We start from the raw sequence: 8,619 nt of genomic DNA on the forward strand, positions 1-8,619 counted from the left end.
GCGTACCCTTGGCAACCGATAAATCTTGCGTGTTCATCCACGACCCTTCCTGTGATCTATGAAGCGGTTGAGCAAAATGGCTGCAACGATAATGATACCCGTAACAGTCATCTGATAGAACGAGCCCAACCCCAGAAGATTGAATATATTCCGAAGTACCTGAAGTAACATTACGGCAAAGAACGTGCCGAGAACACCACCGCGTCCGCCAAAAAGACTAGTGCCCCCGAGAACCACTGCTGCGATGGCATCAAGCTCAAGCCCTTGCGCAGCCGTCGGCTGGCCTATGCGCAAACGGGACGTCAAAAGTATTCCGCCGAGCGCGGCCATAAATCCGGATACAGCGAATACGGACGTAACAATCAAGCGGGTTGGCAAGCCCGAAAGCCTCGCAGCTTCAGGATTGCCACCTGTGGCAAAAACATACTCACCAAAAACCGTAAGGCGCAGCACCAACCCTGCTAGAATACATAAGCCGATAAAAATCAGGCCCATGGATGAGATGGCAAAGCCCGGTAAGATTGGCACCATGGTGGACCCTATGGCAGCAAACCCCTTTGGAAGTCCGCTGACAGGTACACCGTCAGTCAGAAGATAAGTAATGCCGCGAAACGAAACGAGTCCGGCAAGCGTCACGATAAAGCTGGGAACCTGCGCCAAGGCGCTTGTTGCCCCCATCGCTGCCCCGCATGCAGTTCCCGCCAAAACGGTGATTGCAACAGCGATGAAAGGGTCGACGCCATTTGACATAAGCACAGCGACCAGCATTCCGCATAACGCGACAATACTGCCCACCGAGAGGTCAATATTACCTGTCAGAATGACAAAGGTCATGCCGACTGCCACAACACCAACTACAGCGGCTTGCTGGAACAGATTGGCGATATTGGTGAAGGTCAGAAAATTATCCGAAAGCGTGGTCGCAACCACGACCACGGCAAGAAAGATAACGATGAAGTTGTACTCGATCCCTAGATCGACGATCCGCTTACCCAACGCCGGTGAAGGCGCTTGAGCGGCTGATACCGCAGTTTTAGACATGATGTTCACCCAATATTGTAGCCCGCAGGATTGTATCGCGGTCGGTGACAGAAGGATCGTAGCGGCCGATATTCCGCCCTTCGTGGAAGACCCAGATAGCATCGCAGGCGGCATAAAGTTCTTCCAGCTCGCTGCTCGCCACGATTACTGCAGCACCGCCTTCTGCCAGTTTGTCGACAAGATTGTAGAGATCGGCTTTAGCTCCGATATCAAGTCCTCGGCTTGGCTCATCGAGCAAAAGTACGCGCGCGCCGTTGATGATCCACTTTGCCAGAACAACCTTCTGCTGGTTGCCGCCGGAAAGTTGAACAACAGCCTGCTCCGGTTTCCCGTACTTGGTGGAAAGACTTTGAAGGACGGGCGTTGTGCGCTGTTTTTGCAATGAGTGTCGCGTTAGCCAGCTTTGGCGCATCGAGGGCAGAGTTGCATTCTTGTAGATCGGCGCATGGAGTATCAAGCCCTCCGTCTTGCGGTTTTCGGGAACAAGGCCAATGCCACGCCGGATGGAATCTGCCGGGTGACGTGGATGGAATGCCTTTTCTTCCAGAACGATTTCGCCATCAAAATGATGAGCACCGAACAATGCCTTAAGGAAAGATGTCCGCCCCGAACCGTTGAGGCCTGTCAGACCAACCACCTCACCCCAACGCACGTCGAGCCCGGAAATATTCAGCCCTTCCGCCCCGCGCAATTGCTTAACCTGAAGAGCCACTTTGCCGGTTACTGGCTTGCGAACCTTGCGTTCAATCAGTGATCGCTCTTTGCCAATGATTGCGGTAATGAGCTCTTCATCACTCGTATCGGCGATATTGTAAGTGCCGATAGTCTTGCCACCGCGCAATACCGTAACCCGATCTCCAATTTCGCGGAGTTCACCAAGCCGGTGGCTGACATAGACAATTGCAACGCCCTGCCTCACCAGATCTCTGATAACTTCGAATACGCTCTTCAACTCTGTTTCGTTGAGCGATGCCGAGGGCTCGTCCATGATGATGATCTTTGCATCCATGGTAAGTGAGCGGGCAATCGCAGTCAGCTGCTGATTGGCAACAGACAGAGTCTCGACACGAGCATCCGGCTCAAAATTGGCACCTACGCGCTTCAACGCTTCGCTCGCACGTTTGCGCCTTGCATTGCGGTCTATCAAGCCGAATCTGCCGGGTATATGACCCAGAAACAGGTTTTGCTCGACGGTCAACTGCGGCACCAGATCAAGTTCCTGATAGATCATTGAAATGCCAAGGTGTGATGCCTCGGCGGGATTGCGTAATTCCACCGGATTTCCATCCAGCAACAGCTGTCCCCCAGTTGGCCGGAAAGCGCCCGCTATTATTTTCAGAAGCGTTGATTTCCCGGCTCCATTTGCGCCAAGCAGGCAATGGACTTCACCAGCCGCCACATCCAGTGACGCGGATTCCAGCGCTATAATATTTGGCAGGAACGTCTTCGAGACGTTCTCAACTTTCAGCACATTACGTGTCATCGCCGATCCCTAGTGCATAACGCGCTGTGGCTTCATCGGTGACGATGACCGAGACATAGCCAGCCTTTAGAACTGACGTCGCAATCTTGAGTTTTTCTTCCCCTGCAACGACACCTATGGACCATTGCTTACTTTTGAGAGGCTCCAAGCGCATGCCGACAGTCCGGTCGTCAATGGCCGCATCAACAATCTTCCCATCCTTATCGACGAACCGCCCTAGAATATCGCCGACAGCACCGGCATCCTTAAGACGATCTATGTCTGCTTCGTCGAGATACCCCGAACTTAAAAGAACGGACTCATGCGTAATCCCACCCATGCCGAAGCAAACGATATCGGCTTGCATGGCTAAGGTTAGCACCCGTTCAATGATCGGATCTTCTTCCAGAACCTCCCGCGTACTCTTTTTTCCGACAATAGCCGGAACGGGAAGCAACGTTGCTGTGCCATTGCCAGCTTTGGCGAATTCTTCCGCCACTGCGCTGGTATGTGTCACGGTGGAGCGCAAGTTGGTAGCACCATTGACCAGCACCACATGCACACCCGGGTTCCAATTGTTCGGTAGGAAACGAGCCACAGCGGACATTGTGCGGCCCCAGGATACACCAATGAGTTCGGCTTTGGGGTTGAGCCCAGTCAAATATCGAGCAGCGGCTTGGGCTACACTTTCCATAAGCAGCGCGGAATCGGTTGTGCCACCGGACGGGACAACGATTGCATCTCGTAGACCGAACTCCTGCTGCAGCCGCACTTCCAGCTCGGTCCTGCGATACGCACGCGGCGTTATCTCGATACGTACAACACCAAGTTCCTTTGCCTCTGTCATCAACCGGCCGACCTGCCATCGGGTCAGGCCAAGTTCCTTTGCAATCTCGCTCTGGGTCTTATCAAGATCATAATACAGCTTGGCAACACGAACCATAAGGTGCTCGCGCTGCTCGTCGGAGGGCAATCTTACGGATGGTGTCAGACGTGCATCGTTCATCGTTCGGCTCCTGCCCTTTGCCGGGCGCTCAAGGCATGGAGCACCGGCGTCAATGATTCCGTTGCACTTCTATAAAGTTCCATCGCGTCGCGATAGCGTTCTGCCCGCTGGGGATCAGGCAGCAATTCTTTTGTGGGTGCGGCGCAGGCTTCCGAGGCACTGATCAGATCCGGAAACAGACCTAACGCATGGGCTGAACAAACCGCTGTGCCAATCAGCGATAGATTATCTCCATGGGCAACGTTCACGGGTCGTTGCAACGCGTCGACAGTTGCCTGCAGCCACAACGGATTCTTGCATATGCCCCCCGCGAGGACGATCCTTTCGACATGGACGCCGCGATCCTCAAGAACTCCGACCACATTGGCTGATCCCAGTGCAATAGAATCTACCGCCGAAGCATATACATCGGCGCGATCATGACCCAGTGACAGGCCAAGTACTGCACCACGTAAATCGGCATCCCGATATGGAGTACGGTTACCCATCCAGTAGTCGAGCGTCAAAAGTCCGGAATTACGCGCAGAAGTGCTGGCTTGGCGGATCAATTCGGCATGCCCCTCTTCATCAAGTCCGAAGAGTTTCTGGCTGAACCAATTCAGGATCGAACCAGCTGAAACCTGCCCGGCCTCGACAAGCCACAAGCCCTCAACCAACGCATTCGGATAGGGCCCCCAGAAACCGCTCACGTCCGCCTGCTCTTTAAGATGCGTCAGGTGAACCACTGAGGTTCCACCAATAATAAGCATCCCGCCCGCTGCAACGGTACCCGCTCCAAGCACGCCTATATGTGCGTCGATCCCACCTTGTGCGACAATCGCCCGCCCGTTAATGCCAAGCGCCGTAGCAACTTCTGGTTGTATACTACCAATCACATCTCCGACCGGGACGATGCGTTGTGGCAATTTCTTCTGCAATCCGGAAATTCCGAGCGCCTCGTAAATTTCGGGTACAAAACTGCCATTGCTGGAATCATAATTCCACTTGCACGCGGCGTTCATGCGCGAGCCGGCCCACTCACCACATAGCCGGAAATTGATGAAATCCAAGGCCTCGCAGATGATGTCCGCTTTCTCAAAAATCGCAGGCTCATTGGAGGACAGCCACATGGCCTTCGGCACCAGCCATTCGGCAGCATCACCGCCACCGCTATAGTTCATCACCGGATGATTTATTTTTTCCGTAATACGAGCTTCCTCACTCGCCCGGCAATCCATCCAGAGAATGGCCGGGTAAAGTGGTTTGCTTTCCCTGTCGCAGATCACGACAGACGAGGCGGTGGTGGCGACACAGACGGCGGCTATGTCGCCTGATCCGCAGCGCTCAACGGCTTCGCGCCCGGCTGTCAGCACCGCAACCCACCACTCTTCAGCCTGCTGCTCAGCCCAACCTGCACGCGGATAGATTGTACCGTAACTGGATTCCGACATGGAGAGCATTGACCTGCCCTCTACATCGTAAACTCCAGCCCTGACACCTCCCGTGCCAAGATCGAAGTTCAGAACCAATGTCATTTCTGCATCCTCCCGTTACGTCTCATTATGGACGGAACATTACTTTGGAGAAGAACATTGATTTATCGGTGCGGAACTTTTCGAACATGCCCGGCAATTCGGCAAGGTCAAGATCATGGGTGATCATGAACTCCCATTCGAGTTCGCCAGAACCGAGCTTATCCAATGTAACAGTCCACTGGCGCCCTGGATAAGGCGCACCAAAGGAGTTCCAGGAACCATGAAGTGAGATTTCCTGTCGGAGAAAATGCTGGAACGTCTTGTTCTCAAGCGGCACTTCGCCAACCGGTATGCCTATGAAAACCACGTGGCCGCTCGGCGCCGCCATCTTCACTGCCATATTGACTGACGAAGGATGGCCTGCCGCTTCGACAATGGTGTCGCAAAGCAAATCAGTCGGAATATCCGAACCTGAAAGGAACGTGTGTTTGGCGCCGGCCCGCCGTGCCATCGCCAACTTTTCTTCTGAAACGTCAATGGCAATGACCTCGCTGGCCCCCATTAACCGCATCCATTGGATAGCAAAAAGTCCAATTGGACCACAACCAATGACGCCGCCACGCTGCCCCATCGTGATGCCCCCGGCTTTCCAGATTGCATGAAGTGCAATTGAGGCCGGATCTGTCATGGCGACCGCACGTGGATCTATATCCTTTGGTGTCTTGAGCAGATTGGAAACAGGTACACACACATATTCCGCATAGGCACCATCCCGGCGTGAGCCAAAGTAATCATAGTCGCGACAGCGGGAAAACTGCCCTTGCTGACACTGATCGCATTTGTAGCACGGCAACATTGGTGGAATAGCAACCAACTCGCCTACATCAAAGCCCTCGACGCCTTCGCCGACTTCAGTGATATGCCCGGAGAATTCATGCCCACAGATCAAAGGCATCTTATGAGCACCCTTGGTCAGCATGCGCGGCATATCCGACCCACAAACCCCAACGGCTGCGACCCGTACCTTTACATGACCGGGAAGCAATTGTGGAACCGGAACATCTTCGAGGCGAATATCTCCGGGGGCATAAAGTACGGCAGCGCGCATCTGGCAATCCTTGGAATTAATGAAGAATTTGCGGGGCAGGATGTGCCCTGCCCCGTCAGGCCTTGGGAGGGCAATTACTGGCCTAGAACTTTCGGACGGTATTCCGCAAAAAGTCCCTCTCGGGGAAAATCGGCAACATTCTTGGAGGTTACAAGCGTCGAACCTGCATCGACAAATTTCGCTACTTCCTTCTTGGCAGCTGCCTCGCGTGCTACCTGAATTGTCACATCCCCAAGGTATTTCGGATCGTTAAGTGCGGAACCGATATAATTGCCACCATCGGCGATAATTGTCAGCGCTTCGGAGAGACCATCCACTCCGGCAACAAGAACATCGTTCCTGTTATTTTCCTTGAGTACTTGTAATGCGCCAAGAGCCATATCGTCATTGTGGGCATAGACGACTTTTACATCGGGATTAGCCTGCAACAGATCTTGCATCGCCGTTACCGCATTGGCGCGGATGTATTCCGCATAAGGGCCTTCAACGATTGTATGGCCAGAACCTTCCAGCGCGGCGTGGAATCCGTCACGGCGATCCATCATGACGGCACCGCCGGCATCACCCTGAATTTCGATAATCTTTGCTTTCTCGACACCATCCGATTTCAAACGCGCAACGACAGCTTCACCAACCAACTGGCCCATCTTCTTGTTGTCTCGGCCAACATGCGCGGTAACACCGGTACCATTTACGCTCCGATCTACTGTGATCACTGGGATACCGGCAGCGACAGCAGCTTCAAGTGACGGCACTACTGCATCCGGATTAACAGGATTGATAATCAGCGCATTAACGCCCTGCGTGATCAGATCCTGGATATCGTTGTTCTGTTTGCTGACATCACCGTTTGCATCAAGAAATACCAATGTATCTCCGTCTGCCTTGGCGGCGGCTTCCGCTCCGGTTTTCAGCTGAACATAAAATGGCGACTGCAACGTTACTTGGCTAAAGCCAATTTTCAAACCTTCCGCGAAGGCAGATGAAACTGGCATCGCAATACCCAATGCAAGAGTGAATATGGAAGCACTCATAATTGACTTTAATAGGAAGCGGCGACGGCTGAGCATGGTTTTCCTCCCCAGGACTCTTTTTGATAACAACAAAAGTGCAATTATTGCTCATTTGTATTGTTAAATAATCAGATGCCTGTTCATGTGTCAACGCCTCGCAGCAAATTACGAGCATGACTTTCCATTTGTGTGATGAGGTGCGATTTGAGCGCGGAGCTACGCGATTGAGATAGGCTCGAAGTTTGTGGTCAGTCTCAGAAGCACTACCGTGGCGAAATATTTCTGGAATTGTAGACTAGCTACCCCCGGTCAGCGCTTCACCTCACGTCATTGAATTTGCAGTTTCTCTGTCGCTCCACCCGATTTTGTGTGGGAATACGGAGGGATATGGCTGGTGCAGCGGGATCATTTGCCGAAGGCAGTGCCTTTATCCATGTCGCCAGTGCCATGACGGGCAGTATCGACCCGCTAAAGCAGCAATGGATGGCTACCTCACGGGTATTACAAGTATTTGCCTATAATCAGAATTATAACCGGGTTTATTTCCTGGTTGTTTTGATATGAGGTGGAACTTGGTTGCGATGTTTACACTTGCTGCAAGCCAGAGTGAGGCAAAAACGTCGACTTGTTTACCGGCAAGCATGGTCAGCACAACGCCTATTGCCAGTTTCACGTTCTACCTTCAGCTCGTGGCGATGTTGGGTTCCGATGCGGAAGCGTATTATCTCCCGTTGCAGAAAATACTTACTGCTTGGAATGCCGCGACCTCTACATCACCGCTATCGATACGATCACAGCAAGTTTTCAAGAATTGGCAGCACCAAGCCTTTCTGATGTTTTATGCCGCGTTTATGCTGTTTGAGATTTATCGCTGTGTGGGAAGCTGGTTTTTTTGAGATTTCAAACGGGTTGCTTAGCTGATTTATCTTTTCGGATTCTGCTTGAGAATGAGTTGTGCGGCATGATTTTTGCGGTCGGTGGCCGATCTTCAGCTTGTTGAGCTGAGAAGCTGAAGCGTTAACTGCGATAGTTTTTGGGGATGTGATTTCTGGTGCGGTTTTCCCATTGCGTTTTTAGCCCATGCGCAGGCTTCTTATCCAGCTTTGCCATTGCAGACTATTGTTAGCTGAGTGCTTTGTCAGGGTTTGCGAGTGGCGCTGCAGTGGGGCGTTGCCTGGAAGTGGGTTTATTTTGTCCGGACGATGAACTGGCCCGTTGAATTGGGGGGATGCTGTCTGGCGGGCTATTGAGATTGCTGATTTTGTGGTTGGCCTTTGAACGGCTTGTGACTTCAGCCTTTGCGGCGGAGCGCTCGGCGGTATTGCGGGGGGCGGTTCAGGGTGTGAGATATACGCCCTGGTGTGATTATACTGCTTTATGCGTGGTTGCTTTGGGGATTTTGGGGGGTTTTGGTTGCGGGGACAGGATTTGAACCTGTGACCTTCAGGTTATGGTGAGCTTGCGAACGACGAGCTACCATCGTCAGGAAAGCGAAGCTTTGCGCCGACGATATTTGCGTTTTGAAAGGTTGGTTT

General features: G+C 52.7%; 8 protein-coding genes. 2 read left to right on the forward strand and 6 right to left on the reverse strand.

What is annotated here, in order from left to right; genetic code table 11:
- Positions 1 to 33 precede the first annotated feature (33 nt).
- From ABKW30_RS28565 to ABKW30_RS28590, 6 genes are all read right to left on the reverse strand, one after another.
- Complete coding sequence (locus ABKW30_RS28565) at positions 34 to 1,041, reverse strand: ABC transporter permease (RefSeq protein WP_348602357.1); 1,008 nt, start codon at positions 1,039 to 1,041, stop codon at positions 34 to 36.
- Complete coding sequence (locus tag ABKW30_RS28570; protein ID WP_348602358.1) at positions 1,034 to 2,524, reverse strand: sugar ABC transporter ATP-binding protein; 1,491 nt, start codon at positions 2,522 to 2,524, stop codon at positions 1,034 to 1,036. The genes ABKW30_RS28565 and ABKW30_RS28570 overlap by 8 nt, the downstream gene beginning before the upstream one ends.
- Positions 2,514 to 3,509 (reverse strand): sugar-binding transcriptional regulator, encoded by a 996-nt coding sequence (locus ABKW30_RS28575; protein WP_348602359.1) that lies wholly within the window; start codon positions 3,507 to 3,509, stop codon positions 2,514 to 2,516. Before ABKW30_RS28575 ends, ABKW30_RS28570 begins: the two co-directional genes overlap by 11 nt.
- Positions 3,506 to 5,023, reverse strand: a complete 1,518-nt coding sequence (locus ABKW30_RS28580; protein WP_348602360.1) for an FGGY-family carbohydrate kinase — start codon at positions 5,021 to 5,023, stop codon at positions 3,506 to 3,508. Before ABKW30_RS28580 ends, ABKW30_RS28575 begins: the two co-directional genes overlap by 4 nt.
- Before the next feature lie 25 nt (positions 5,024 to 5,048).
- The gene (locus ABKW30_RS28585) at positions 5,049 to 6,071 is read right to left on the reverse strand and encodes a galactitol-1-phosphate 5-dehydrogenase (RefSeq protein WP_348602361.1); all 1,023 of its coding nucleotides are present in this window, start codon (positions 6,069 to 6,071) and stop codon (positions 5,049 to 5,051) included.
- 74 nt (positions 6,072 to 6,145) lie between these two features.
- Complete coding sequence (locus ABKW30_RS28590; protein WP_348602362.1) at positions 6,146 to 7,105, reverse strand: substrate-binding domain-containing protein; 960 nt, start codon at positions 7,103 to 7,105, stop codon at positions 6,146 to 6,148.
- Positions 7,106 to 7,471: 366 nt separating this feature from the next.
- Here ABKW30_RS28590 and ABKW30_RS28595 point away from each other — a divergent pair, with 366 nt between their 5' ends.
- A complete protein-coding gene (locus ABKW30_RS28595) occupies positions 7,472 to 7,648 on the forward strand; it encodes a hypothetical protein (protein ID WP_348602363.1) in 177 nt (58 codons plus the stop codon).
- Between the two features lie 17 nt (positions 7,649 to 7,665).
- Positions 7,666 to 7,980: a hypothetical protein gene (locus ABKW30_RS28600; RefSeq protein WP_348602364.1), complete on the forward strand. Its 315-nt coding sequence runs from the start codon at positions 7,666 to 7,668 to the stop codon at positions 7,978 to 7,980.
- Positions 7,981 to 8,619 lie beyond the last annotated feature (639 nt).

The sequence above is a fragment of the Phyllobacterium sp. SB3 genome, assembly GCF_040009165.1.
GTDB lineage: Bacteria > Pseudomonadota > Alphaproteobacteria > Rhizobiales > Rhizobiaceae > Phyllobacterium.